At 42.3% G+C, this 24264-nt stretch carries 21 protein-coding genes and 3 riboswitches; of the genes, 7 read left to right on the top strand and 14 right to left on the bottom strand.

Going from position 1 to position 24264, the window contains the following annotated elements; translation table 11 throughout:
- Positions 1-46: 46 nt before the first annotated feature.
- From thiS to KCX82_RS08465, 10 genes are all read right to left on the bottom strand, one after another.
- Entirely contained in the window at positions 47-274 is a 228-nt protein-coding gene (gene thiS / locus KCX82_RS08510) for a sulfur carrier protein ThiS (protein ID WP_227018030.1), read from the bottom strand.
- 18 nt (positions 275-292) lie between these two features.
- The gene (locus KCX82_RS08505; protein ID WP_227018029.1) at positions 293-2176 is read right to left on the bottom strand and encodes an aldehyde ferredoxin oxidoreductase family protein; all 1884 of its coding nucleotides are present in this window, start codon (positions 2174-2176) and stop codon (positions 293-295) included.
- A gap of 97 nt (positions 2177-2273) precedes the next feature.
- Positions 2274-2385: riboswitch (molybdenum cofactor riboswitch) on the bottom strand.
- An 83-nt stretch (positions 2386-2468) separates the two neighbouring features.
- Positions 2469-3128 (bottom strand): DUF3156 family protein, encoded by a 660-nt coding sequence (locus tag KCX82_RS08500; protein ID WP_227018028.1) that lies wholly within the window; start codon positions 3126-3128, stop codon positions 2469-2471.
- Positions 3129-3210: 82 nt separating this feature from the next.
- Positions 3211-4647 carry an APC family permease gene (locus KCX82_RS08495; RefSeq protein ID WP_227018027.1) on the bottom strand — a complete coding sequence of 479 codons (1437 nt, stop codon included), beginning with the start codon at positions 4645-4647 and terminating at the stop codon, positions 3211-3213.
- Between the two features lie 48 nt (positions 4648-4695).
- Positions 4696-5856, bottom strand: coding sequence for an iron-containing alcohol dehydrogenase (locus KCX82_RS08490; protein WP_227018026.1), 1161 nt, complete (start codon positions 5854-5856; stop codon positions 4696-4698).
- Between the two features lie 267 nt (positions 5857-6123).
- The gene (locus KCX82_RS08485; RefSeq protein ID WP_227018025.1) at positions 6124-7506 is read right to left on the bottom strand and encodes an amidohydrolase family protein; all 1383 of its coding nucleotides are present in this window, start codon (positions 7504-7506) and stop codon (positions 6124-6126) included.
- 11 nt (positions 7507-7517) lie between these two features.
- Positions 7518-9503, bottom strand: coding sequence for a sigma-54-dependent Fis family transcriptional regulator (locus KCX82_RS08480; protein WP_227018024.1), 1986 nt, complete (start codon positions 9501-9503; stop codon positions 7518-7520).
- 48 nt (positions 9504-9551) lie between these two features.
- Positions 9552-9791 (bottom strand): MoaD/ThiS family protein, encoded by a 240-nt coding sequence (locus KCX82_RS08475; protein WP_227018023.1) that lies wholly within the window; start codon positions 9789-9791, stop codon positions 9552-9554.
- An 85-nt stretch (positions 9792-9876) separates the two neighbouring features.
- Positions 9877-11643: an aldehyde ferredoxin oxidoreductase family protein gene (locus KCX82_RS08470; RefSeq protein WP_227018022.1), complete on the bottom strand. Its 1767-nt coding sequence runs from the start codon at positions 11641-11643 to the stop codon at positions 9877-9879.
- A 25-nt stretch (positions 11644-11668) separates the two neighbouring features.
- Positions 11669-12058: a 4Fe-4S binding protein gene (locus KCX82_RS08465; protein ID WP_227018021.1), complete on the bottom strand. Its 390-nt coding sequence runs from the start codon at positions 12056-12058 to the stop codon at positions 11669-11671.
- A gap of 63 nt (positions 12059-12121) precedes the next feature.
- Positions 12122-12234: riboswitch (molybdenum cofactor riboswitch) on the bottom strand.
- Between the two features lie 477 nt (positions 12235-12711).
- Between KCX82_RS08465 and KCX82_RS08460 the strand changes: the two genes are divergently transcribed.
- From KCX82_RS08460 to KCX82_RS08435, 6 genes are read left to right on the top strand one after another with little or no spacing between them, the layout of a single operon-like run.
- A complete protein-coding gene (locus KCX82_RS08460; RefSeq protein ID WP_227018020.1) occupies positions 12712-13170 on the top strand; it encodes a 4Fe-4S dicluster domain-containing protein in 459 nt (152 codons plus the stop codon).
- A gap of 3 nt (positions 13171-13173) precedes the next feature.
- Positions 13174-14976 (top strand): aldehyde ferredoxin oxidoreductase family protein, encoded by a 1803-nt coding sequence (locus KCX82_RS08455; protein WP_227018019.1) that lies wholly within the window; start codon positions 13174-13176, stop codon positions 14974-14976.
- A gap of 2 nt (positions 14977-14978) precedes the next feature.
- Entirely contained in the window at positions 14979-15257 is a 279-nt protein-coding gene (locus KCX82_RS08450) for a MoaD/ThiS family protein (protein ID WP_227018018.1), read from the top strand.
- Positions 15254-15772, top strand: a complete 519-nt coding sequence (locus KCX82_RS08445) for an NADH-quinone oxidoreductase subunit NuoE family protein (protein WP_227018017.1) — start codon at positions 15254-15256, stop codon at positions 15770-15772. Before KCX82_RS08450 ends, KCX82_RS08445 begins: the two co-directional genes overlap by 4 nt.
- Positions 15765-17537, top strand: a complete 1773-nt coding sequence (locus KCX82_RS08440) for an NADH-ubiquinone oxidoreductase-F iron-sulfur binding region domain-containing protein (RefSeq protein WP_227018016.1) — start codon at positions 15765-15767, stop codon at positions 17535-17537. The genes KCX82_RS08445 and KCX82_RS08440 overlap by 8 nt, the downstream gene beginning before the upstream one ends.
- Before the next feature lie 14 nt (positions 17538-17551).
- Positions 17552-18277, top strand: coding sequence for a 2Fe-2S iron-sulfur cluster-binding protein (locus KCX82_RS08435; RefSeq protein ID WP_227018015.1), 726 nt, complete (start codon positions 17552-17554; stop codon positions 18275-18277).
- Between the two features lie 83 nt (positions 18278-18360).
- Here KCX82_RS08435 and mgtE read toward each other — a convergent pair whose 3' ends face one another.
- The 3 genes from mgtE to KCX82_RS08420 all read right to left on the bottom strand — a co-directional run bounded on the left by mgtE (position 18361) and on the right by KCX82_RS08420 (position 21537).
- Positions 18361-19704 (bottom strand): magnesium transporter, encoded by a 1344-nt coding sequence (gene mgtE / locus KCX82_RS08430; RefSeq protein WP_227018014.1) that lies wholly within the window; start codon positions 19702-19704, stop codon positions 18361-18363.
- A gap of 442 nt (positions 19705-20146) precedes the next feature.
- Positions 20147-20303: riboswitch (M-box (ykoK) riboswitch) on the bottom strand.
- 191 nt (positions 20304-20494) lie between these two features.
- Positions 20495-21103 (bottom strand): hypothetical protein, encoded by a 609-nt coding sequence (locus KCX82_RS08425; protein ID WP_227018013.1) that lies wholly within the window; start codon positions 21101-21103, stop codon positions 20495-20497.
- A 233-nt stretch (positions 21104-21336) separates the two neighbouring features.
- On the bottom strand, positions 21337-21537 hold the full coding sequence (locus KCX82_RS08420; protein ID WP_227018012.1) for a hypothetical protein: 201 nt from the start codon (positions 21535-21537) through the stop codon (positions 21337-21339).
- A 786-nt stretch (positions 21538-22323) separates the two neighbouring features.
- On the opposite strand from KCX82_RS08420, the gene KCX82_RS08415 reads away from it, so the two are divergent.
- Positions 22324-23793 carry an aminotransferase class I/II-fold pyridoxal phosphate-dependent enzyme gene (locus KCX82_RS08415; RefSeq protein WP_227018011.1) on the top strand — a complete coding sequence of 490 codons (1470 nt, stop codon included), beginning with the start codon at positions 22324-22326 and terminating at the stop codon, positions 23791-23793.
- 150 nt (positions 23794-23943) lie between these two features.
- On the opposite strand, the gene KCX82_RS08410 is transcribed toward KCX82_RS08415, so the two are convergent.
- Positions 23944-24264 (bottom strand): isocitrate/isopropylmalate family dehydrogenase (locus tag KCX82_RS08410; protein ID WP_264373233.1); only part of this gene is annotated, 321 nt, incomplete at its 5' end.

The raw sequence follows: 24264 nt of genomic DNA, 5'->3' as shown, positions 1-24264 counted from the left end.
CTCTACGTGCAGATCTGCGCATCACGATAGAGGTGTTCTTACTAATTTATCCTCCGGCTACAACTCGTAAAATTTTGATATTGTCGCCGTCCTGTATTTGATAGGTATCATATTCAGCCAGCAAAAGCTGTCTTCCGTTTACCCATACGGCCGATCGTGATTTTGCTCCACGTTCGGCAAGCAGACTTTTTATGACAGTTCCTTCCTCAACAATAACTTCTTCTTTATTGATGAGAACCTTTATTTTCCCAGGGTTTCCCAATATTTCACTCATGCCGGGAGCTCCTTTCGACTATTGCAGCCATTCAAGGCCGAGCCTCTGCAGGGTTTCGGCTTTGGGTATCCCGGTTTCCTTATCCCATCCGGCAAACTCATAGTAAGCATCAAGAGCTTTTTCAAAATCCCCCTTCGTAATGCCTACGCCTTTGTTAGGCCCGGACGGGATGCGGAGAAAGGCTTTTTTCGGCAATGTATCGTCTTTTCGGCCATAGCCCAGCTTCACGTTAAACATTCTCATCATATTAATACGCCGTTCTCCGATCTCCTGAAGCTCCGCTATGGAAGTGTTCCATCCCATTCCATATTTACAGAAATCCAGCAGATCCCCTGGTCCGTAAAGCTGCCAGGAAGGCCCCCATGCGAACTGGCATAGACAGAGAGTATCCAGCATGGAATAGAATTTCTGAGTTGCCAGGGCGAACTTGGATTTGTTTGCATCAAGAATCCCATAGGCATCACTCTTTTCGAAAGACTCAAGCATATTGGCCCATTGCCAGTCATTGGAATCGTCTGCCGCCATAAGGGTAGGATCGTGTTCGGAGGATTGATGATCTGCACCGAAATTATTAACTGCATAATTGATAGCCAGGTTGGGTTTCATTTGAACCATATGGGCAGGCCATTCCTGTCCTTTACAGGTCACCACGAGATCCTCAGCGCCATTTCCGATCAGAGCGGCGGCTCTGGCACTGCCTTGTGCGAGAAGATCACCGATCCCCGGTTCTTTGTAAGCGATTTTTCGAATCAGAGGAGCAAAAACATCTCCTCTGCCGAATTTCAATTCCAATCCATCTGCCTGTTCTTTTGTCAGCAAACCTTTTTCATAGCAATCCATTGCGAAAGCAATGACGGCTCCACAGGAGATGGTGTCCAGTCCGTACATGTTGCACAGCTGATTGGCTTGGCAGATATCTCCCAGATCCGTATTTCCGCAGTATGAGCCAAAGGTTGCACAGGTTTCGTATTCCGGCCCGCCATATTCAGGATCGGCTTTGCCCGGGACTTCAACCACTCCTTTGCACCTTATGGCACAACCAAAGCAGGTATCTCTTTCCTTTAATATGTTTTTTGTAATCGTCGTTCCAGCCGTCTTTATGTAATCATCCAGAACGCCGCTTTCCCAATTGTTCGTGGGCAGAAAACCTTCGGCGCCGTGGAAATCCACCACTCCCGCCGACCCGTTCAAAGCGGTATCCAGAATCACTTCATTCGCAGCCATTCTCTCTTTCACATTCGAAGTAAGCGTCTTCATTCCAACGGGATCTTCCGCCTTGGAAGAAGGCTGTTTTTTTACCACAAGAGCTTTTAAGTTTTTGGAACCCATGACGGCCCCTACGCCATTCCTACCGTTTGCCCTGCTGCGCATATGCATGATGTTTGCATAAAGTACTTGATTTTCACCGGCAGGTCCAATGATGGAGGATTCGATTTTTGATTCGCCCAGATCCTGTTCGATCAGCTTCTCTGCTTCTCCGGTAACCTTTCCCCACATTTTTTGTGCATCCCTGATCTGGATGTTATCCTTATCAATATACACATACACGGGTGTGTCTGCTTTTCCGGTAAACACGATGGCGTCATATCCATTCCCTTTTACATGTGCCGGTATAAAGCCCCCAACCTGGGAGTCTCCCGCAGTACCTGTCAGCGGGCTCTTCGTGGTCACACACATTCGGCTTTGTCCGCTGATCGGAATCCCTGTCAGCGGGGATACGGAAAAGATCAGCATATTGTCCGGTGACAACGGATCTACCGCTGGGTCCATGTGTTTCAGCATCAAGTACATACCCAGCGAAGAACCTCCGGGATACTTCCGGTAGATTTCAGCCGGCAGTCTTTCTGCCTTATAGCTTTTGTCGGTTAAATTAACGAATAAAATTTGTGCATCTTTTATCATTGGATATCTCCACCCTTCTTTATTTAAGCATGCACATTATTGAAATATATAGATAACTTAAAGAAAACAATAAAAAAGCAAAACAAAAACAACTTAAGTAAGCCAGTTGTCTCTCCTTTGCGCAAATGGCAGGCAAAAAAATTGCTTTTTTTACCCTATCGTTTCATCCGGCAACGATTGTCGGTCTGAAATCGGAGTCACCTATTATATTGTGTTTAGTATACATTTTCTATCTGTTTATGTCAATGAAGGTTAAGTATAGGCAACGAGTTCCACTGCTTTTTCATTCCTATTATTGTTTATGTGTAACTGCATCCAACACCAGCTCATAAAACTCAATCAACTGGATACACTCCTCTTTTCTCGGAGTTATCAGATGCAGTACCGGAGGTATAAAATTCCAGGTGGTTGAACCGATCAGACTTCTGCATTTCACCGTCCAGGTTGATGTACTTGCTTTGTATGACACACTAATATCTGTTAGATCTAGTGCTTTAATTCTATTAAGTATCAAGGCATTGTTTAATCTATTCAAATACCCTTCTATATCTTCCGGTGTGCATTCCGAACCTTGATCCATGAATTGTGCTCCCGAAACAGACACTGCACCTTTAAGCTTAACAGCAAAGGCGCATGAGTGTGTTTCCAAAAGCTTATCTTCTGCTTGATAGGTTGCTTCATAGATCAAATCATAAGACATAGCAAAAAACCGATTCTCAATCTTATAGGTTAAATTCAGTTCTTTTACATATCTCAGCTTTTCTAGAATAAGATTTTTACTAAGAAACCTGTCTTTTATTTCAAGGATGTGCCCCCCTAGAGCACATCTGAATATTGAGGCTACATAATTCAGCTTTAAGTTAGCCTTTTTATTGATAATATGCTGCGGGTTCTCCCTCTCTCGATAACATGGCAAGTTATAGTTTTTATCTCTTTTTAAGTATATGTCCATCCTGACCTCCTGTACTTGATATTAATGGGAGCAGACCTTCGAGGAAGAAATCTGCCCCCAGGAAATTATGGCCGCAGCCAGATCATTTTGCTTTGCGTGACAGCCATTCTTCAACCTCTTCATCCCAAACAGCAAGATACTCGGAACGTTCTCTGATATCTCTTGTAATATCCTCAAGAGGCATTTTTTCCGTAAGGCTAATTCCATGGGCCTTCATCCAGATCAGTGCATACAAGGCAACAACTCCCATGCAAATCAAAGCATAGACCCAATAATCCTGCAGCGTCCAAATCGCATAAATAACGCCTATGATTCCGATCGGAAGGGACACGAAAGCAATAGGGGCCTTCCATAGCCTTGGGAAATCAGGATACTTTTTTCTGAGAACCATGACGTCAATCATAGCGATGGCATAGGATACCATCCAGGTAATGCAAGCTGTCATAATAAAGGTAAGTACAAGATTTACATCCGCTCCATTCATAGTAATATAGACTACGGTTATTAAAATAAGCAGGGTCGTAAATATTAGACCGTAAATGGGCGTTCGATATTTAGGGTGAATTTTAGCAAAGCACTGAGGTACCAGATTTTCTCTAGCCATACCGTAAAGCATTCTTGGAAGTGCAGCGCAGTACGCATTGGCAGTAGTGAAGGATGCTGCGATTGTCAGGCAGCTCATGACAATACCTCCTGCAAAACCCAGCATAGCCTCGGAGGCAGCCACATGGGGAATTGCCGAAGTCTGTAATACCTCAAGAGGCGTATATTTTACAGACGCAGCTGAAAAAATGATGTCAATCGCATAGATAGTAATCAACCCTAAAATTAGGCCATAGGGGATATTTTTATATGGTTTTTTGTTTTCCTCTGCCATTGGGCAGGCAAATTCAAAACCAATAAAAAACCAGATTGCCACACCGACTGTTCCGAAGACAGTAACCCAGCCCCCTTCAGGGAGGAAGGAAAGATTCTCGTTAATGGGAGTTGCACCATAGGACTCTCCGACACCGGCATAGCCCAAGATAGCCAGGATAGCAAAGGTAATCATCATCGCCACAGTTACGACAGCTTCTGTCTTACCATAGAATTCAACACCAAAAATATTAATTAACAAAATGATGATCAGCAATCCAATGGTTACCACCGGTTGTGGGATTCCAAGCAGAGATTCCATGGAAAGCCCTCCCATGACCAGTTGAGTTCCACCATCACAGGCAATAAGCAATACATATCCGCTTAACAACGCAAAAGTTCCCCAGAATCTTCCCAGTGCCGGCATGGTATAGTCTGAAATCATGCCGCCACCGGGGAGCATAGCTGTCAGCTCCCCATAGGCAAAGGCTGCCGCCATCATTGGAATCAATGCAATTGCAGCGGCAATCCAGGCAGCATATCCCGCTGTTCCTCCAACATTTCCAACAGAAAACATGGCGGTACCAGATACAACTAGTCCTACGGCTGCTCCATAAGCAGGGGCAAACCCTAAAATCCGCTTCAGTTTCTTGGATTCTATCATTTCATTCATATTTTTTCCCTTTCTTAAATCATTATCACAATAACGATACTATACCTCATAGGCCTTATGGAATAGCTCCAGATATTCTTTTGCTGTTATTTTTCTGGGATTGCTCGGTGTGGAGACATTTTTTTCGGCAGCCTCTGCCAGGGCAGGAAAATCCTTCGGATCGATGCCGTCGATTTCACGCATTTTCTTTATACCAACATCCCTACAAAGCTCTCTTAAAGTTTCAACGCCCCTCAAAGCAGCTTCTTCAAGGGTGATATCTGTCATATCCACACCTAATGCTTTTGCAACGTTTGCATGCTTTTGAACATTTGCCGGAATATTATATTCCGTTACCGTTGGAAGCAATACAGCGTTTGCCACACCGTGAGGGGTGTCATACCTGCCGCCTAAAGCCTCAGCCATACAATGTACTGCAGCTACATCTGAATAACCGAAAGCAATTCCCGCGATGGTACTTCCCAGCATCATTCCTGTACAGGATTCAATGGTAGGCATTTTTACTGCCTGCCTTAGATTTCTTACAATTAAATCAATTGCGTATAATGCATAAGCGTCTGTGTGCGGGGTTGCTAAATTGCATGTATATGCCTCAACAGCATGGGTCATAGCATCAATACCGGTAGATGCCATAATTCCTGAGGGCAGTTTCATTAAAACTCCAGGATCCACTAATGCAACTTTTGCTGCTGCTTTTGGATCGAAAATATTAAGCTTAACATGCGTATTGGTATCCGTAATCACAGCAAAAGGAGTCACTTCACTTCCAGTCCCCGCAGTTGTAGGAATTGCAATAAGCGGTGTGATCTCTCTTTCCAGAAGTTGAAAGCCACACCAGTCCCGAATGGTTTTACCATGAGTCAATAATGTCCCTATGGCTTTAGCTGTATCCATCGAGCTTCCACCGCCAACAGCCACCAAAAAATCAATCCCTTCTTTTTTGGCTAGTTCATAGCCTTCGATACAATGAATATCTCTTGGATTTGGGACGATTTTATCGTAAGTAATATAGGATAGATTTTCTTCTCGCAAGCTTTCCTCTACAGCTTGTGTCAATCCTGCGGATATGACACCTTTGTCTGCTATCAGCATTATTTTCGTAGCTCCAAGCGACTTTGCTTCTTTTCCAGCTTGTTTTATAACTCCTTCACCGAATTCTACTCTAGTAGGCAGAGAAAATGAGTATTTTAATAATGTCATGAGATTTCACGCTCCTCAATAAAATCAAACTATTACATGTAATATCATTGGGGATTACGTTAACGTAATTTGTACAATTTCATTAACATGCAACTTATGTGCCAACGTTGGAAGGTCTGATTTTTAAGGGTTAGTTATTTTATTGACAATCTTCGTCGCTTATTAATGTATAAAAATAAAACACTTCATTCAAAAGTGTTTTATTTTTATACATTACATTATTTTTCAAATAGTATTTATCCGTTCAGAAGAAATGGTGTATAAAATTTATACACCATTTCTTCTGATCAACTTTCCACTATAGCAATTTTCTGTCAATTCATTTTTGTTGACGACAATTTTTCCATTCACTATAACGTATTCAATCCCTTCCGGACTTGCATCAGGTCTTCCCCTACCGATAAAATCAGCACGGTCTATAATCCTGTTTATATCAAATATAACCAGATCCGCATTTTTATTGAGTTCAATAGAACCTTTATCCTCCAAGCCAAACCTTTTTGCAGGCAAAATCGTGATCTTTCTAATCGCATCCATCAAGGAGATTTCCCGGTCCTCTCTCACATATCTCCCCAGCAATCGGGGGAAGGTTCCAGAGACCTCGGGAGCACCTATCCCTGGATAATGAGGACCTTCCGCTGCATTTGTAGATACATAGACATAGTCTTTTTTTAAAGCCATTCCAATGGCCTCTACATCACACACAAAGGCCGTCACTAAAGTCTCCGGATACTGCTCACGCAACAGCTTAAACAAGTCAGCATCGCAATACTTCCCCATATGTATCCCCGAAGCAATCAACAAATCATTTACAGAAGTATTGCTATATTCCTTCTCCCAGCCATCTTCAAAAATACCGGTTCCAATACATGCGGAAAAGGCATCATACACACCACTGTCGGCAGTTATATCAAGGCCCCTGCTTCTTGCTTCTTCAATGATTTCCAGCGCAGCAGGCATCGCTCCCCCTATCCCCACCATATACATTAATTGCAGGATCTGAACACTTACGCCGGTTTCTTCAGTAACTTTAATTATTTCATCAAAATACTTAAGACCTTCTCTTCCATCTTTTCGTAAATGAATCAACAACGGCCTGTCATAATTTTTTGCCACTTCAGCAAGAGAAAGAATTTCTTTCAGAGAAGTTCCCGGAACCAGCTCCAGCCCAAAGCAGATACCAAAAGCACCATATTCCATAAACCTTGTAGCCAAATCTGCCATGGCCTTAATTTCCTGATCAGTGGCCGGCCTGTCAGCATCGGAAATACCTACCGCATTCCGAAGTACAAAAGATTGAGAAATGGAGAATCCCTGATTTACAATAAAGCCTTCCTCTTCTATGCGGCGAATGGCCTTGCTGTTTAGGTTTCTCTCGCCCCCTAGGGTAGTGGTGCCTCCCTGTTTCACAAGGCAGGTGGCGGAATATTTATTTCCATCCACATGAGAATGAAAATCTATAAATCCGGGCGAAACCACCATACCAGCAGCATCAATAGTAATCTTACCTCTGATTTCAGCCGTAGTAATGGCGGTTATTTTATCCTTTGTCACTCCGATATTTTTTTTTATAAAATTTCCCCTTACCACATCAGCGACCTTGCCGTTTATAATGGCTACATCATATCTTTCAAGTGTACCTCGTTCCATATCATCACCTATTACAAGCGTCCACCGGCATGCTTCAGCAGCCGATACACGGTAGCCCTGCTTATCCCGAGCTTTTCCGAAGCTCTCTTAATATTTCCCTTGCATTCCGTAACTACCTTCTTTGTATAGATCGCACTGGCCATTTCGAGAGTGTAAATTTCATCCGTTACTTCAAAGCCTAAAATAGTCGTGTTTTGAACCTTTAATGCAATATCATTGGGAATCAGATTTTTGGTTAACAATTCTCCCTCTGCCAAAATCATCATACGTTCAATCACATTGTTCAACTGCCGAACGTTTCCCGGCCAGCTATAGTTTAGAAGAAGATTCATTGCATCTTCTTCAATCCCTTTGATCTTACTGTTGATCTGATGCTTATTGGCTCTAATAAAGCTGTCGATCAGCATAGGTAGATCCTCTTTTCTCTCCCTTAAAGACGGCAGTTTGATCCGCACAATATTTAAGCGATAATATAAATCCTCTCTGAAAGTACCGCTGTCTACCTCTTTTTTCAAATCCTGATTTGTAGCTGCAATCACCTGGACATTTACGGGAATCGGCATATATCCTCCGATTCTGACCACACGGCTCTCCTGAAGTACCCTTAATAGCTTTGCCTGCATGTCCAGTGGCAAATTGCCAATCTCGTCCAGAAACAGAGTTCCGCCGTGGGACAGCTCAAACTTTCCTCGATGTCCGCCTTTTCTCGCACCAGTATAGGCACCTTCTTCATAACCGAATATTTCACTTTCTAGCAATTCTCTGGGAATCGCTCCGCAATCTACGGCAACAAAAGGCCCATTTTTCCTAGGACTTAAATTGTGAATGGACTGGGCAAACATTTCTTTTCCAGTTCCGCTTTCACCTTCTATGATGACTCTTGTTTCATGCTCAGCAACTTTTTGAGCCAGCTCAATACAATTCTTAAGCACTTTGGATTTCCCTACTATATTGTCAAAGGTAAAAAAAGCACGGTTTTCCAAATTAATTTTATCTGCCAACTCTTGAATTTCGTCCGTTGCAGTAAAAATCCAGATTACGCTCCCTTCATTGTCTTTAACAGCTTTATGGCTTAAAAAACAATTATAGCTTTTTTCTTTCCCCTTTAGCTTTACTTGAATGTTGCTGATATCTCCTGAAGAATCCAGACTTCCGATATGCGGAAAGGTATGTATGATATTAATATTCTTACCAATTAGGTCATCCTTTTTCAAACCGGTAAATTTGGCTATTTGCAGATTGGCGTGAGTAATAATATGAGCTTTATCTACGTAAATAATCCCATCGGTTACGGAATCCAAAATATCTTGTTTTTCATTATTCTGTCTATAGATTATAGAATTGCTTCTCAAAAGCTGAAGTTCATTTTCAATCACTTTTGCCGCCGTAGTGACCATTGCCAGCATATAATGGCTGATTTGCTCTAATTTGATAGTGATACCGATAGCCCCTCGAATCTTACTATCACCGTCAATAATTGGTGCTGAATATCCTGCAAACCTATGATTCTGCTGATAATAGTGCTGAGCTCCTACAACACTGATAGGCTTTTGGTGTAAAATGGTTAATGCCAGGCTATTAGTTCCTATGACTGACTCGCCGCAGCAGTCTCCGACGCTGCTCTTACCTCTGTTGTCGCGGGCAAACCCATCCCCCCTTACATCCATAAGAACAATATTATCGCTGTCCACGATCCGAATGCCGACTTCTTTTTCATCCAGTACATTTATTATGTCACGCATAATAGGACTGGAAATTCCAAGCAAATCGGAATTCCTTTTGATTCTTGCATTCAGTTCATCATGACCGCAGAAATTTTCCGGTATGTCCAATACCCTTGCGTCCTGTTTCCGATCCTTACAGCGCTTCCAAGATTTAAAAATTTCCTCAGAAATAATATTTTCAGGAATCTCGTCATTTTTTATAAAGTTTACCCAAGCATATTCATAGCCCATAAGTTCGGGATTTTCAATATTATAAAAGGGATTAAAAGACATACCGGCCCTCCAATTTACAAACCATACCAATCATACGGCAAATCATATTCAGCCTCCGGAAATTTTAGGATAAGCTTTTAGCTCGTCTCCTTCTTTTAGTTTATCATATATCATAACACGCTGGCCATTGATTGCTACAAATCCAAAATTTTTTATCTTTGTCCAGTCAATTCCAACCGTCTTGAGGGCTTCTTCAGCGGTACAGCCATCGGGAACTTCTACTTGCCGTTCCCGTTCTCCGTTAAAAAATTTCAATAGGCTGCCCCGTAAGGTAATGGTTATTTTCATAGGACTTACCTTCCTTACTAAAAGGACAGGAATTTTCAAAACAGTTTTGAAAACCCCTGCCCAGTAAATCGTTCAGTTTACTACGTTATAATTGGCATAGCATATTATCGGGAATCATACCGTTACTATCCCAACCCATAACTTCATAATATTGATTCAGCATATCTTCAAAGGCTTCCTGCGGGATCTTCTGTCCTGCTGCAGGACCTGATGACAATGCCTCCATAGCCAAACGCTTCGGCATGGTATCATCTTTTCTGTTAAAGCCTTCTCTCTGGTTAAAGGCTCTGGCTATATTGAGAACTCTGGTGCCGACATCCTTCATATCCTGCTCAGTCCATTCTTTTCCTGTCACAAGGGTCATGAGTTCAGCCATTCTCTCAAAGGAAAGGGTGGCCCAGAAATCGCAGATGCATAAGCTAAATTTCACGGCATTGAAGACGCCCAAATTGTAAACCATCTCCCCCTTGCCCTCCGACGTATAAGGAGGCACAGAAGCGGCAAAGACTTCTTCATTTGGCGCATAGGCTCTCATATGGCAAGCGCCGCGGTCGGATACCGCATAGGCAAGAGACATACCCCAGGATCCGCGAGGTTCATACTGCGGATATTCCAGACCTTTTACATGCATTGCAAAATCTTCTCCGCCGTATTTCTCTGACAGGAGTTTTACCCCTAAGGCCAAATCGGCTCCTACGCCTTCTCTTCTAGCCATAAGCTTCAGATATTCAATATATTTTTCTTTATCTCCGAATTTGATGCCAAAGTCATGGATTCCTTTTTCCGTCATTTCCATCGCGTAGATGATAGTATCCCCTGCGCTGATGGTATCAAGGCCCATATCATCCGCCACCTGATTGAACTTCACGATGGCTTCCGGATCGGTAACACCGGCATTCGGTCCGGCTACTGCGATGCTTTCATACTCAGGGCCCTCGCAGACTGCATCCCCGATCTTGAGGAAGTTTCCGCAGCCAAGGCCGCAGCTGCCGCAGCCTCTCTTTCCAACTCGTTTTTCGAGAAGCACTTCACCGTTGTACTGGGTCCATGCTTCGTCTGTTGAATCGCTGAAGTTTCTCTTCGGCAAAATACCGCCGTCATTACATGCCTCTAAAAAAGCAGTGGTTCCGCAGTCATAAATAAAGGTATTATCCTCCTGCAAAACATCCTCTCTTAGAATTTCCGTAATTTTCTTTGTGGTATTCACAATATCCGGCACCTTTACACCGCCGGTACCGTTAATTACAATGGCTTTGATTTTTTTGCTTCCCATTACCGCACCAATGCCGCCTCTGCCGGCCTGTCTGTAGTAATCGGAATTGATACATGCCATGGTAACGAGATTTTCTCCGGCCGGTCCGATTGACAGAATGCTGTAATCATGGCCATATTTCTCCGCCAGGATGGCTTCAGTTTCATGGGAGCCCTTGCCCCATAGATCTGACGCATCCTTGAACTGGATATTTCCGTCTTCAATTAGTATGTAACCCGGTTCTTTTAATGCACCTTCAAATATGATGGCATCGTATCCGGCATATTTAATTTTTAATGCTGCGTGCCCTCCTATGGAGCAATCGTTGATTGTTCCCGTTGCGGGAGATTTTGCCGATATGGATAATTTCCCGGAGCATGGCACCGGAGTACCTGTCATCGGTCCATTCATCAGGAGCAGCTTATTGTCGGGAGAAAGAGGATCAATACCTGGTTTTAGCTCTTCATACAGATATTTGATTGCCAATCCCTTGGAGCCAATATACTTCTCTGCCCAGTCCATTCGCAGGGGTTCTGTTTTTGCGCCCTTTTTCGTCAAGTCTATTCTCAGAACTTTATTCTGATATCCTAACATTGTCATGATCGAGATCTCCTTTCTTCCCTATTTATTCAAAAGTTAATGCATTTTGCGGGCAAATCTTCACGCAAGCAGGGTCGCCGTCACAGGTATCACAGATATAGGACTTTTCATCTCTGATCCGAATCACCTTTTTGGGACATGCTCTTTGGCAGACGCCGCAGCCGATGCATTTGTCATGGTCTACTATAATATGTTCTTCAAGGGAAATGGCATCTACAGGACATTGTTTCTTGCAAATACCGCAAAGGATGCAGAATGAATCCTTATACTTTAATTCACCACCTTTGTCATAATAGGTCTCAATACCGATACGAGCTTTTGAAGGAGCATATTCTCCCTCATGCATGGCCGAGCAGGCTTGTGCACAAAGCTGGCAGCCAATGCATTTACTTTTCGCAAACTTCAGTCTCTTCATAAGTTCCCGCCTTTCTGGAATTCTCTTTTTTTAACACATAAAAAAAGCAAAGCAAGACAGTACCGGAAGGTACTTATCTCTCCTTTGCACAAGTGGCAGGCAAAGAAATTGCTCTCTCTACCCTATCGTTTCCATCTGGCAAAACTGTCAAATGGAAATCGGAGACATCATATCTCTTTGTGATTCCTTTTTGAACATATATATGCTTATAGTATACTTTGAAATTCCGTATTTTGTCAATTATTTACTCTTATTTTCAAGCAAGTTATCTTATAAATAATATTTTTTCATAAATTTAAGACAGGGCATAAAATTGGACTGAAAAAAATACATTCTACCAACATTGACAGGTCCAAAAGTGAGGTATATATTTTAAATATAGTTAAAATTTTCCGACTCTTTCGGTCTCCGATTTTCGTCCTGACGACCCGCCGGCGAAAACGATAGGGTGCCTAAAGCAATTTATCCGCCTGCCATGTGCAAAGGAGATATCACAAAGTGTGATATTATCCCTTTGCTTTTTTTATGCTCTAAAGCATTAAAAATAGTGATTACATCTCAGTTTAGCAATTACCGTTTTTATTTCAATCTTGTAAAGAAAAAGGAGGTGAAAGTTGGTTCTCCGGGGCCAACGAGAAAAAGTGAGTAAGACTATGGTATTAAAACCCGAAAAATGCTTAAGCTGTCGAACTTGTGAGCTGATTTGTTCCTTTCATAGAGCAGAGGAATTCAACCCGCAAAAATCTGCCGTTTCTGTCATTTCCTACGACAAGGCAATGCTTAGCGTCCCCATTATGTGCACCCAGTGCGAAGAGGCTTCCTGTATGAAAGTCTGTCCTGTTAATGCCATCTATAAGGATGAAACAGGAGCAAAAATCGTGGATCAGAAAAAGTGCATCGTCTGTAAGATGTGTATCTCTGCCTGTCCTCTCGGCAACATGGCCTTTGACGGCAAAGCAGTGTTTAAATGTGATCTCTGCGGCGGTGACCCCCAATGTGCAAAATATTGCCCTTCCGGAGCCATCGAATACAAAGAAGCAAATCCTTCATCACTGATTAAAAGAAAAGATCTTGCCGAAAGATTTAAAGATGTTTTTGGAGAGGAGGCATAAACCATGTACGGATTTATAGGAAAGCTGCTTCGTGTCAACCTTTCAGCAGGCACGATTAAAGAAGAAGCGATCAGCCAGTCTTTAGCTGAGAAATACATAGGAGGAAGAGGTCTGGGCACAAAGATCTATATCGATGAAGTCGCCAAGGATGTGGATGCCTTTTCTGAAGATAATAAATTAATCCTTCTAACCGGTCCTTTGACGGGTACCTTCGGAACCAGTGCCGGAAGACTCATGTGGATCACAAAGGCTCCCCTTACCGGTACCATTGGCTGTGCCAACTCCGGAGGGCAATTTGGTCCGGAACTGAAATTTGCCGGTTATGACGGCATCATCTTTGAAGGCAAATCCGAGAAACCGGTCTACTTATATGTAAACGACGGAAAAGCAGAGCTCCGTTCCGCTGAGGAATTATGGGGCAAGACGGTTTATGAAACCACAGATCAGTTGGTGGAGGCAACGGACCCGGATGCCAAGGTAAGCTGCATTGGGCCCGCCGGCGAAAATGGTGTTCTTTATGCCACCATCATGAACGATAAACACCGTGCGGCCGGAAGAGGCGGATTAGGTGCCGTTATGGGCTCCAAGAATTTAAAAGCAGTGGTTGCCCGGGGAACCGGCGGTATCAAGGTTGCAGATAAAGCAGGCTTCCTTGCAGCTTGTCACGATGCTCGAACAAAACTGAAGGAGAATCCTGTCACCGGTGCCGGTTTGGGAGCCTATGGAACAGAAATTCTGGTAAACATCATCAATGCATCAGGAGGACTTCCAAAGAACAACTGGAGGGACGGTGCCTTATATGAGGACGCAGACGATATTTCCGGAGAAACCCTGGCAGAAAAATATCTGGTCCGCAATAAAGGCTGCTTTGCCTGTTCTATTGCCTGCGGACGCGTTACAAAGATCAAAGACGGGCCTTACAAATCAGCTGGTGAAGGTCCCGAATACGAAGCAGCCTGGGCTCTGGGAGCATCCTGCGGAATCAATAACCTGGAGGCAGTCTGCAAAGTAAACTTCCTTTGCAATGAATACGGAATGGACCCCATTACGCTGGGATCGACCTTTGCCTGTGCCATGGAGCTTTTTGACGCAGGGCTTCTTCCGAAAGAAGATATCGGCGGAAATCTCGCCTTTGGAAATACCGACAGTATCGTAGAATTTGCTCTGAAAACAGCAAATCGTGAAGGTTTTGGAGATAAACTGGCAGAAGGGTCCTATCGCCTGGCCGACAGTTACGGTGCTCCGGAGCTTTCCATGTCTGTGAAAAAGCAGGAGATGCCCGCTTACGACGGCAGAAGTCTGCAGGGAATGGGTCTGGAATATGCGACTTCCAACCGCGGCGGCTGCCATGTTCGCGGTTACCTTACATCACCCGAAATTCTAGGAATTCCTGTCAAGCTGGATCCGCTGGTAACAGAAGGCAAAGCGAATATCCTGAAGATCTTCCAGGATCTGACCGCCGTTGTAGATTCCTCAGGGATCTGCCTTTTTACCACCTTTGGCATCGGTCTCCCCGAAATCTGCAATATGCTCCGCACCTGTACCGGCTGGAATTTAACTGATGAAGAGATTCTTGCTGCCGGAGATAGAATCTGGAATATGGAGAAACTCTACAATCTTGACCAGGGCTTTACGAAGAAAGACGATACCTTGCCCCCTAGATTGCTGTACGATCCTCTTCCTGAAGGTCCTGCCAAAGGCAAGGTATGCGAACTTGATGTAATGCTGAAAGAGTATTATGAACTGAGAGGCTGGGACACAGAAGGTATTCCGACAGGAGAAAAGCTTGCTGAATTAGGTCTTTAACCATGATTGTAAAATATTTTGCTTATTATAGAAAGGATGTGGGCCGCAAGGAGGAGACACTCCTCCTTGGGCCTGTTACTGCCATTGAATTGATTATCAAGCTGTGCGAAATCCATGGAGATGTCTTAAAAAAACGCCTTCTAACGGAAGACGGAGCCAGGATTCATCCGGATGTTATCTTTCTTATTGACGGAAGAAATATAGATTTCTTATCCGGAGAAGCATCCGTCATTCAGGAAAATGCTGTGGTTTCCTTATTTCCACGCATCGCAGGCGGATGAATCGCAGCTGCATGCAGAAAGAAGTGATGGATTTGAAATCTGAAAATATGAAAACGATTAACGATATTTTATATCAACATGCTCCTGAGCAACGGCATTCTCTTGCCATACTTCAAGAAGTCCAAAAAGAATTCGGTTATATTTCTCCCAACAATCTGCTGGCGATTTCCACCTATCTAAAGGTCCCTGTCTCAGAAATATTTTCTATTGCAACATTTTACAAGGCTTTAAGTCTTGAGAAAAAAGGCAGATTTATCATTAAAGTATGTGACGGAACCGCCTGCCACATCAGAGGCAGCGTAAACGTACTGGAGGAAATAAAAAGAGCACTTCAAATTAAAGAAAACGAAACTACTCCTGATGGCCTTTTTTCCATCGAGGTAGTCAATTGCGTGGGCTCCTGTGCCATGGCACCGGTTTTGATCTGCAATGATGAATACTATGGGAATGTAAAAACCGGCCAGGCAGAAAAGATGATCCAATCCGTCAGAAAGGAGGCCGATGCAAATGCATAAAAAAATACTGATATGCTGCGGAACCGGCTGTCTGGCAAACGGTTCGCAGGCAGTTGTGGACGAATTCATTTCTGCTTCCCTGGGTATGGAAGTAGACATCCTGCCTGACGTAAAAAAAGTGGGCTGTAACGGCTTCTGCGAAAACGGGCCTATCGTGACCATACTTCCCGACCATATTACCTATTATAAAGTGCACCCGAAAGATGTGGAGGATATACTTGGCAGTCTGAATGGAGAGCCTGTTGAAAGATTGTTGTATAAGGACGACGCCGGAAAGCCAGTTTTGTCCCGGGAAGAAAATCCCTTTTACGCAAGCCAGTTAAAGATTGCACTTCGCAATACAGGAATGATAGATCCGGGAAACATTGACGATTACATCGGAACCGGAGGCTATGAAGCCCTCAGAAAAGCCTTGTCATACCACCGGAAAGAGGTAATCAAAGAAATAGAAATCAGCGGTCTCAGAGGACGGGGTGGCGCAGGTTTTCCCACAGGGAAAAAATGGCGGTCCTGTTTTGAGGTGCCGGGAGAAACGAAATATATGCTTTGCAATGGGGATGAAGGGGATCCTGGAGCTTTTATGGACCGCAGTATTTTAGAAGGGGATCCGCATAGTGTCCTGGAAGGACTCATTATCGGAGCTTATGCCATAGGCGCTTCTCAAGGCTATTTTTACATCAGAGATGAGTATGGCCTTGCCCTTGCCCATGTGCAGAAAGCCTTGGAAGAAGCTAGAGCCAGGGGATACTTAGGGCATAATATTTTGAACAGCGGATTTTCCTTTGACTGTGAAATTGTAAGAGGCGGCGGTGCTTTTGTCTGCGGCGAGTCCTCTGCCCTTATGGCTTCCATTGAAGGCAAGGTGGGAGAGCCCCGGGTAAAATATATCCGTTCCGTAGAAAAAGGCCTGTTTGAAAAGCCTACGGTTTTAAATAACGTTGAAACCTTGGCTAACGTTCCCTATATCATATTCCATGGCGGTACGGAATACGCGAAGTTAGGCACCGATGGCAGTAAGGGAACGAAAGTATTTTCACTGGTCGGGAAAGTAAATCGGACAGGTCTCGTGGAAGTGCCTATGGGAATTACTCTTAGAGATTTGGTATTTCAAATCGGAGGAGGAATTTCGGAGAATAGAAAATTTAAGGCAGTGCAGACTGGAGGCCCTTCCGGCGGATGCATTCCGGAAAAGCTGATGGATTTGGAAATCGATTTTGATTCCCTGAAGGACAACGGTTCTATGATGGGAAGCGGCGGTATCATTGTAATGGACGAATCTACCTGCATGGTAGAGTTAGCACGATATTATGTAAATTTCCTGGCTGGAGAGTCCTGCGGAAAATGTACCCCCTGCCGGGAAGGTCTGAGATGTATGCTGGAAATTCTGACCCGCATCTGCGAAGGAAATGGGGAACCTTCCGATCTGGATTTATTGGAAGAGCTCTCCTATACAGCCTCTCTCGCTTCCTTATGTGAACTGGGAAGAACCGCAGCCAATCCCGTCATGTCAACCATAAAATATTTCAAGGACGAATACATAGAGCATATTGACAATAAACGATGTCCTGCAGGTGCATGCAAGAGCCTTATCCTTTATGAAATTGCGAAAGAAAAATGCAGGGGCTGCAGCCTATGTGCAAAGAACTGCCCGGTAAATGCCATTAAAGGTGAATTGAAAAAAACCTATGAAATTGATCAGGACGTATGTATCAAATGCGGCACTTGTCTCTCAAAATGTCCGTTTGATGCCATTACTGTCCTATAGGAAGGAGGTACCCTATGCAGATTATCATAGATGGCCGGCAAATAACAGTCTTGCCGGACGAGACAGTCCTGCAGGCAGCAAGGCGAGAAGGTATTTTTATCCCGAGTCTTTGTTATCAGGATGCATTAGAGGCTATAAGCTCCTGCAGACTTTGCCTTGTAGAGATTGTGGAAGCAGGCAGAAGCAAACTGGTTGCCTCCTGTGCTTTTAAGGTTTTCGATGGCCTTACCGTAAAAACCGATTCAGAAAGAGTTCTTAAGATTCGAAAAACACTTCTTAAGCTCATGTACGCTCAAGCCCCAGAGAATCCTATTATCCTGGAACTGATGGAGCGTTATGAAGTAAAACCGGAAAAGAGTTTTTCATCAAAAGAAGGCCAATGTATATTATGCGGTTTATGTGTTCAGGCCTGCAAAAAGCTGGGAAGCTCCGCCATATCAACCATATACCGGGGAACCGTCAAAAGGGTCAGTACCCCTTATGACAGACAGGCATCCAGCTGTATCGGCTGCGCCAGCTGTGCAGGTTTCTGCCCGACAAAGTGCATAGAAGTCCAGGATACAATAGAAGGCCGTTCGATTTGGAATAAAAAGTTTGAATGGGCAAAATGTGAACGCTGCGGTGCCATCGTAGGAACCGCAAAGCATTATAGAGCATCTACCGATTCCGAGACGATCCTATGCAAGGATTGCAGAAAAAAAACAATGGCGGATGTATTTGCGGAAACGCTGGGCGAGTAAAAACCTGAAAGTATTACAAGACCTGCAACGAGATAAACCTTTCTTCAGGCTTATCTCGTTGTTTATTTAGTCGGTTCATAGAATTACAATAAATAGGGCAAGAACATTTTTGCCAATCCCAAAAAGAGGAAAAATCCAAAAACATCTGTCGCTGTTGTCAAAAATATGGCAGATGCCAAAGCCGGATCTATGCCAATTCTCTTTAATAATAAGGGAATTAAAAATCCAAAAAATCCTGCTATTAATAAATTTCCAATCATAGCTGCAAAGATAATGAATCCGAGATATGGATTGCCATACTTCATATAGAGTATGATACCCGTTATTATACCTGTAGCGCCGCCATTTATTATTCCGAGAGCGATTTCTTTAAACACCAGTTTCCAGTTCTTTTTTAATTCCACTTCGCCAAGTGCAATACTTCTAACCACTACTGACAGCGTCTGGGTTCCGGCATTCCCTCCCATTCCCGCAACAATAGGCATAGCCGCGGCCAAAGCTACCACTTGCACGATAACATCTTCAAACAATCCTACCGTAAATGCTGCCAAAAAGGCGGTTCCTAAATTGATAAACAGCCAAGGCAATCTCTTTTTTACAGAGGTTAACAAGGAGCTATCTACCCTTTCTTCTTTGCTTACACCACCTAAGCGCAGCATATCTTCAGTTTGTTCCTCAACAATGACATCTATGATGTCATCCACTGTAATGATTCCCAAAAGTGAATTTTTGCGATTTACAACCGGTATGGCCTTCAAATCGTATTTTGAAACAAGTAAGGATACCTCCTCCTGGTCAACCTCCGGCTGAACAGAAATTATATTATCATCCATTATGTTGAATAATTTTTCTCCATCAGCAGCTGAAAGTATATCTCTTAAATCAGCGGTTCCTATTAATTGTTTCCGTTTGTTCAATACAAATATTGTTTCAATGACTTCTGTCCTGGGTCCGATTTCCTTGATCTTCTTTAGAACTTCAAGCATTGTTAGTTGTCCGCTAAGAGCAATGTATTCCGTCGTCATAATACCGCCGGCGCTGTCCTCCTCATAACCTAAGAGCTCTTGCAATTGTTTGAAATCTCCCACTTTCATCAGATTCAGTAAATCTTTTCTCATTTTTATGGGAAGATTTCCTAAAATATCTGCAATGTCATCATTTGACATATACGAAAACAAATGCACTATGGCTTGAAAATCCAATAGTTTAATAATTCTAATCTGTAAATCTTCATTGGCCTGCTCCACTATCTGCGACATCAGTTCATCATCTGTTAATCTATAAAATTTTAACAAAGTTTCATTGTCAAACTCCTCCAGTATAATCGCAATGTCTATGGGATACATATTATTTATAATCTCATATATTCTGTCCTTATTATTTTCTAATAGGCTATTTAGTAGTGCTTCTCGTCTTCCTTTAAACATAATGATCTACCTCTCTCATATTTTAAATCTTGTGTTACATTTCACATTGGATCTTATTTTCTTCCTATACCTTATATATTGCTTATCGATGCTGTATCGTATTCTTTTCTGATGCCATTGTATGTAAGCGATTTATAAGATCCACAGTGAAGAGAGGTTGCCGCAATACTACATTAAGTCAGAAGAATCAGAATAGAAGATAAGTTCTTAATTCTGAACCTTTTATAATTACCTGAGCGATAACCCTCCCTTCGCATACTACCAGGACCATCTTCCATTCTTTTCACCTCCAAATCCAAATATCTAAGCTGTAAAATTCTGTACCGAAACATTAAAAATCCCTTGTCAAAGCTCAAAGCAGTGACAAGGGATTTGTTCATCAGCACAAAAGTACCCAAGGTCCAATAACCTTAGTACTTATCCATGGAACAGCAAAAACACTCTTCCATCACCGTTCAAGCTTCAGCATCACAGGGCGATGAAATTGCATTAGTTTATGCCTTGGTTTCGACATAAACTGCTGACCTTCTCATAGTGTCTCCACTACTCCGCGGTAGCAATCCGTATCCCTGTGGTAGCCTCACCTACCGAGATATTCAATTCTTCCTTATAATAAACCCTTTATTTCGGCCTGTCAACCCCATTATTCTTTGCAATTATATGATTATATATTTACCCAATTATTTGAGGAAATTGCATAATTCCGCACTCATTGAAACTTTGCGGTCTGTTTGTGATACATTAAATCAGCTGAAAAAAGGCAATCTAGATTATATTTAGCAATCTTTTACTAAAAACTGCCCCATGTATATCTATCGTATAATTGAGTGGATAAAGTTGTTACATTTTTATTGTAAGAACCCCCAGCCTTTAGCTTAAAATCTGCAATCATGTATGCATGATACTTGCGATTAGTATAATCAAATATAGTAGCTACTCCGTAGCCTTTTTGAACAATACCATAACCGGAAGATATACCTTTAACATTTTTTACAGAACCGACGCGATAATATATAGTATCATATCCATAATCTGTAGTTTCGCCTACATATGTAACGATATTGAGTGAAGTATCATACTTCCATGTAACAAGACAAGCTATATAATACATAACTTGTCCGTATGCATTATAATTGTATGAAGCATCTGATGCGGAAGTGGTTTCAATAGTACCTGCAACAAGAAAATCCGAGTTATTGTCATTTATTTTTTCTCGAAGATTACTCGAATAACTTTTATTTTTGTTAGCTTTATTTATTAAATCATCAATATACGAAGACGAATATTTTTTTGCTTGTTGAATGAATTCATTAGTTGGAACAGCATCAGAATTCAAAATTTCTTGAGTTCTTTCATCTATAATCGATTTAATTTCATTATCTACTTCAGAACTAGTCATTTTTGATAATTCTGTTATTGTTTTTATTGTCGAATCTTTTAACTGTTTTCTCAGTGCTTTTGGAGAATCTGCATCTATTGAGTTTGTCGTGTATGCAGGTGTGTACCAGAACTCTCGCTTGCAAATGCAAAGCAAGTTGTGGATAAAACTAAAAGTAAAACTAACATTATACTTATTTTTCTTCTCATATGTTCCTCCTTATGCTAATCATAAAAGTTATAACAAATAAATCACTAAATAGAATTTGTCATAGCCAACATAATTATAATAAATAAACTAATTGCTAAACTAATGCCAGCAATAGTTGTGATTTTGGTGAGATTATATTTCTTTTTATTCTTTTTGATATTAAATATTGTCCCAAAAACAACAATAACATAGGCTAGTATCCAAATAGCTAACAGTATTTGCATAGTAGTATTTTCCCAAATCATAAATCACCTCCGGTTATATGTACTTAAATTATACTCTTCCTTTCCGTTTCATTATGAGTGTTGTTAATAAAATCACAGGCATCCCCCCCAATACAAGATTTAATTACTTACTATATATAAGGGGAGAGAAAAATTAAAAAAGTTGCAAAAATTTATAAAATAATTTTAATAACTTAACTTTCCCACCTATGGGGAAGGCTGTGCACCTTGAAAAATCAATATGAATCTGCTATTTAGAATAGAAAAAATCCCTGTTTTTTGGAATAATATAAGTGACCAAACCCACAAATACCAACGAAACGAGGGACTTTTATGGATTTAATTATAGCAGATAATTTACGCACCGAACAGACCATTTCTTCAAGAATAGACTTATTAAGCAGCACCCCATTTCAAAGCTGCTTAAGAAGTCCAACTTCTATAAAGATTCCGGAGTACCTTGTGTTGAGATCATGAAAACCCTGTTTTCACTAGTTTTTACGGAAAAGAATCTCTATCGGCCTTTGGAAACTTCACCGGACAAAATCGCTTTCAAGAAAAATACTGCTTGCCGCTTTCTGAATTCTGTCAGCTACAACTGGTCTAAATTTTTTTCCTTGCTTTCAACATATGTTTCCAATGAGTAAGTAATTATGCTACAATTTTACACTATGGAAAAGTTTCCCGACATTATTACAGCCATTGACTTCACTGCGAACCAAATGTATGATGTATACTATGTTGTAAACAATAAAAATACATACCGTACGAAATTTTTTCATTTTATTAAGGAGGAAACTACTAAAAATGTCATTTACCACACCGATCCATGATTTTATCACGGATTACTTGAAAACCGACACCGTCTCATTCCATATGCCGGGCCATAAAGGCTCTCAATTTTACAAGAGATTTGGCTATCATGATTTTTTAAATCAAATGATGGATTACGATATTACTGAAATTGACGGCGCAGATAATTTATTTCAAACTGAGGGAATTATCAAAGCGACCCAAGATAAATATGCAAAGTTATATAACGTAAAAAAATCTTACTTAATGATTAACGGCACCAGCGGCGGAAATCTGGCAGCTATCCTGGCTTCCGTAAACAAAGGTAAGAAGCTGATTATGGCAAGAAACTGTCATAAGTCGGTCTACAATGCCTTAACCCTTGGAGATATCCAGCCGGTTTACGCATATCCCGAGACCAATCATGAATTTAAAATCTCCGGAGTCATCACACCAGAGGAAATAGAGCGATTGGTAATAGAAAATCCCGATGCCGAAGCGGTTATCCTGTCGAGCCCGAATTATTATGGGATCTGCAGTGATCTTGAGGCGATTGCCGATATTGTTCATCAGCATGGAAGAATCCTGATCGTAGACGAAGCGCACGGAGCACATTTGCATTTCTCCGATGCCCTGCCCTTTTCTGCCATGCAGGCAGGGGCCGATCTTGTGATAAACAGCACTCACAAGACCCTGGGCTCTTTTACGCAAAGTGCAGCGCTCCATCTGAATTCCGACCGTGTGGATCAGTATACGCTTGAAGATAAGCTGCAGTGTATTGAAAGCACCAGCCCTTCTTATTTGCTGATGACTTCTTTGGATATTACGGCAACGATACTGGAGAATCACGGTGATCAGCTGATGGAGGATTGGATCTCAAATTTGGAATATTTTTATGAACGGATTAAAGGAATCCCGGGCTTAAAAACAATGGGAAGGCTGAAGGGATTGGACTGGACAAAAATCAATCTAAGCATGAGAGAACTTGGTCTATCCGGTGCTGAGCTGGAAAAAATTCTAATGAAGGAATATTCCATCTATATGGAGCTTGCTACCGGAGATATCGTCATGGGCATGTCCGGAATCGGGAATGTGAAAGAGGATTATGAGAAATTAGCCCTGGCTTTGGAGGACTTAAGTGAAAGAAGACGAAACGAAATCTCTCTTGGCACTTTGGATATTACCATAAACTCCAGCTCTGAAACTCAAACAGAATCAACAAGCTCCGAAACCGGATTAGAAGCGAAAGCCCTGCCAAAACAGGCAGTTATGGTGGGAATTCCTAAAACCAAACGAAGAGTTAAACTAAGTGAAAGTGCAGGCTTGGTCTGTGCCAGTTCCATTATTCCGTATCCGCCTGGTATTCCTCTCGTTTGCCCCGGCGAAAGAATCGAAGCAGATGCCATTGCCTACGTTCAAGCCTTGCGGGCCGCAGGGGAGAAGGTAATCGGGATTACAGAAGATGATGAAGTCATAGTAGGGTAAACCCCTCATCAAATATCTGAATATCTATAAGTGTTTAATAAATATGCACCTGCCACGTATATTTCTCAGGAAACCGCTCGCCGCTATAAGAAAGGGCTCGGACGGTTTCTTTCAGAAACATACAGGCATGGTGCATTTATAATGTAAAAGCTAATTCGTCGCGATGGACTTTACAATCAAGTCCCCGGCTTCCTTTGTTCCGATGGGCTTCCTATCGGTACTCATAATATCCGGTGTTCTGTACCCTTGGGTTAAAACAGATTTTACTGCTGCCTCAATATCGTCAGCCTCTTTGGAGAGTCCAAAGGTGTAGCGCAGCATCATGGCTGCAGACAGAATGGTAGCCATGGGGTTCGCCTTGTTTTGTCCTGCAATATCCGGCGCAGAACCGTGAACAGGCTCATACATGCCGAAATTCCCCTTAGCAAGGCTTGCAGACGGCAGCATACCGATAGAGCCGGTAATCATACT

Source organism: Sinanaerobacter chloroacetimidivorans, from assembly GCF_018128545.1.
In the GTDB taxonomy this organism is placed as follows: Bacteria; Bacillota; Clostridia; order Peptostreptococcales; family Anaerovoracaceae; genus Sinanaerobacter; species Sinanaerobacter chloroacetimidivorans.
This window is presented reverse-complemented; position numbering and strand designations above follow the sequence as displayed.

Excerpts from the sequence above, each read along its gene's own strand:
- KCX82_RS08445 (WP_227018017.1), top strand. The coding sequence starts at position 15,254 with ATGAATCGCAGCTGCATGCAGAAAGAAGTGATGGATTTGAAATCTGAA.
- KCX82_RS08435 (WP_227018015.1), top strand. The coding sequence starts at position 17,552 with ATGCAGATTATCATAGATGGCCGGCAAATAACAGTCTTGCCGGACGAG.
- KCX82_RS08475 (WP_227018023.1), bottom strand. The coding sequence starts at position 9,791 with ATGAAAATAACCATTACCTTACGGGGCAGCCTATTGAAATTTTTTAAC.
- KCX82_RS08455 (WP_227018019.1), top strand. The coding sequence starts at position 13,174 with ATGTACGGATTTATAGGAAAGCTGCTTCGTGTCAACCTTTCAGCAGGC.
- KCX82_RS08470 (WP_227018022.1), bottom strand. The coding sequence starts at position 11,643 with ATGACAATGTTAGGATATCAGAATAAAGTTCTGAGAATAGACTTGACG.
- KCX82_RS08505 (WP_227018029.1), bottom strand. The coding sequence starts at position 2,176 with ATGATAAAAGATGCACAAATTTTATTCGTTAATTTAACCGACAAAAGC.
- KCX82_RS08495 (WP_227018027.1), bottom strand. The coding sequence starts at position 4,647 with ATGATAGAATCCAAGAAACTGAAGCGGATTTTAGGGTTTGCCCCTGCT.
- KCX82_RS08460 (WP_227018020.1), top strand. The coding sequence starts at position 12,712 with ATGGTATTAAAACCCGAAAAATGCTTAAGCTGTCGAACTTGTGAGCTG.
- KCX82_RS08480 (WP_227018024.1), bottom strand. The coding sequence starts at position 9,503 with ATGTCTTTTAATCCCTTTTATAATATTGAAAATCCCGAACTTATGGGC.
- KCX82_RS08425 (WP_227018013.1), bottom strand. The coding sequence starts at position 21,103 with ATGACTAGTTCTGAAGTAGATAATGAAATTAAATCGATTATAGATGAA.
- KCX82_RS08440 (WP_227018016.1), top strand. The coding sequence starts at position 15,765 with ATGCATAAAAAAATACTGATATGCTGCGGAACCGGCTGTCTGGCAAAC.
- mgtE (WP_227018014.1), bottom strand. The coding sequence starts at position 19,704 with ATGTTTAAAGGAAGACGAGAAGCACTACTAAATAGCCTATTAGAAAAT.
- KCX82_RS08415 (WP_227018011.1), top strand. The coding sequence starts at position 22,324 with ATGTCATTTACCACACCGATCCATGATTTTATCACGGATTACTTGAAA.
- KCX82_RS08490 (WP_227018026.1), bottom strand. The coding sequence starts at position 5,856 with ATGACATTATTAAAATACTCATTTTCTCTGCCTACTAGAGTAGAATTC.
- KCX82_RS08420 (WP_227018012.1), bottom strand. The coding sequence starts at position 21,537 with ATGATTTGGGAAAATACTACTATGCAAATACTGTTAGCTATTTGGATA.
- KCX82_RS08500 (WP_227018028.1), bottom strand. The coding sequence starts at position 3,128 with ATGGACATATACTTAAAAAGAGATAAAAACTATAACTTGCCATGTTAT.
- thiS (WP_227018030.1), bottom strand. The coding sequence starts at position 274 with ATGAGTGAAATATTGGGAAACCCTGGGAAAATAAAGGTTCTCATCAAT.
- KCX82_RS08465 (WP_227018021.1), bottom strand. The coding sequence starts at position 12,058 with ATGAAGAGACTGAAGTTTGCGAAAAGTAAATGCATTGGCTGCCAGCTT.
- KCX82_RS08450 (WP_227018018.1), top strand. The coding sequence starts at position 14,979 with ATGATTGTAAAATATTTTGCTTATTATAGAAAGGATGTGGGCCGCAAG.
- KCX82_RS08485 (WP_227018025.1), bottom strand. The coding sequence starts at position 7,506 with ATGGAACGAGGTACACTTGAAAGATATGATGTAGCCATTATAAACGGC.